This window comes from Alkalicoccobacillus porphyridii, from assembly GCF_007293315.1.
Lineage (GTDB): Bacteria > Bacillota > Bacilli > Bacillales > Bacillaceae_D > Alkalicoccobacillus > Alkalicoccobacillus porphyridii.
The window spans coordinates 1-254 of record NZ_VLXZ01000312.1 but is presented as its reverse complement, the minus strand read 5'-3'; the positions used below and the strand labels follow the sequence as shown (position 1 = coordinate 254).

General features: G+C 41.7%; 1 protein-coding gene. It reads left to right on the top strand.

Annotation, left to right across the window (positions count from 1 at the left end; genetic code table 11):
- Positions 1-150: 150 nt before the first annotated feature.
- Positions 151-254, top strand: a 104-nt coding sequence (locus FN960_RS24430) for a DUF542 domain-containing protein (protein WP_185971160.1), incomplete at its 3' end; no start/stop codon positions are given.

Below are 254 nucleotides of genomic sequence, written 5' to 3'. Positions count from 1 at the left end.
AAAACCGGAAAAGCCTTTAACTGAATCTGTCTCAGAAAGTTGACATACTGGCAGTGAGTTAAATAAGCCTCTGCTACGTAAGGGTTATAGCATTTGCCTTAAAGATGCATTTAAAATACATCTTATCTTATTAAGAATGAGGTATCAGCTATGGCTTATCGCGACCAACCTTTAGGTGAACTGGCGCTCTCTATCCCTCGCGCTTCGGCTCTGTTTCGTAAATATGATATGGATTACTGCTGCGGCGGTAAGCA